Consider the following 1407-nt stretch of genomic DNA (forward strand, 5'->3'; position numbering starts at 1 on the left):
CTGCGTAGCCCTGGATCACGCCTTTGTTCGTGGCCATCTTGGCGCTGTCGGGGTCGGTGATGTTGGACTTGAGCTCTCGGCCCTTGGCATTCAGTCGCTTTGGGTTCTGGGCGACAAAAGCCCGGGTGCGTGCGGCCTCCTCGCGCAAGGCTTCCACGCGGGCTTGCCGTTTGGCTTCCAAGGGCTCCTGAGCGCCTGCCTTGTCCTGCGCCTGGTGCAGCGCCAGGATCTTGTCGGCCGCCTTGTCCAGGCGCTCGGCTCGGTGGCGCAGTTCCTCCTGCGTGCCGCTGCGCTCCTTGCTGGCATTGCTGGGCAGCTTGACGCCGTCGATGGCGAACATCTCCCGGCCGATCAGGCCCTGGGCGTCACAAGTCATCAGCACCTGTGCAAAGAGAGGCTTGATCTGATCGCTCAGCGACACCACAAACTTGGCAATGTGCGCGTGGCTGGGCTGGCTGTCACCACTGATGGCGATGAACTGCACGTTACGTGAGCAGGCGGCTGCGATGCTGCGGCTGGAGATCAGACCTTGGCTGTAGGCCAGCAAGACGATCTTGAGCATCACGCGCGGGTCGTAGGCGCTGGCGCCCGTGATGTCGTTGTTGAAGCGCGCATCCAGGGCGCTCAGATCCAGCTCGTGATCGACCAGGTAGCTCAGCGCAAAGGCAAAACTGCCTGGCACGATCTGCTCCGACAGCACCACGGGCAGCATCATCGCGTGGCAATCACTGGGCTTGTAGCGCGGCATGGCGGACTCCTGGACGGGTCTGCGTATTTGACGCGTCAGGGGCTGCGCAGTGAATCGGGACGGACCCGGTAGGGAGTTTTTTTACAGCCTCAACGTTTGACATGAGAGGCGCTTGTAGGCCGCAGGCCGGAAAGCGTCCTCTCGATGGAAGGGTTAGGCGTCGCCGAGCAACTTGCGAAGCATGTTCTTGCGGGCAACGTCATGACGGTACGGGACATAGCGTTCTTGGAGTTCAAGTGTTTCGAGCCAGCCCGCAGCGAACTCTTTGTCGGTACGCAGCGATTGCTTCTGCTCCGCCCATCGGGTATCGAACTCTTTAAGTCTTGCCGCGATTCGATGGGATTCTGCCCAGCATGCTTGGCAAAGGAGGCGCCGCTGGTCAATAGGAGCCTTCTTCTCCTCAAACGTGTACTTCTGATCCTGCGCAGAGAAAACCGATTCGGCCTTGCAGTGCCAGCAGCTGTAGAGGATATCGGTGTACTCGCTAGTCCACTCCGCTGAAACCGAACGCTGGCTCGCTTCGGACCACTTCGACGGGTCGGCTGAAACGGCGATCGACGGTGACTTCTTCGGCATCGCGACGCCTAACGAGGCTGTCCAATAACCCGATATCCCCAACCACCCGCACTACTCTGGGCGTGTGAATGTCGGCGAAGGCG

2 protein-coding genes are annotated in these 1407 nt (G+C 60.8%); both read right to left on the reverse strand.

All coding sequences use genetic code 11. The annotated features are described in order from the left end of the window. A partial coding sequence (locus LNV28_RS24950) for a transposase (RefSeq protein WP_263569074.1) occupies positions 1-748 on the reverse strand: 748 nt, incomplete at its 3' end. Positions 749-901: 153 nt separating this feature from the next. Further along, entirely contained in the window at positions 902-1324 is a 423-nt protein-coding gene (locus LNV28_RS24955; protein ID WP_263521324.1) for a zinc-ribbon domain containing protein, read from the reverse strand. Positions 1325-1407: the final 83 nt, after the last annotated feature.

The sequence above is a fragment of the Paucibacter sp. DJ2R-2 genome, from assembly GCF_025717675.1.
GTDB lineage: Bacteria > Pseudomonadota > Gammaproteobacteria > Burkholderiales > Burkholderiaceae_C > Paucibacter_A.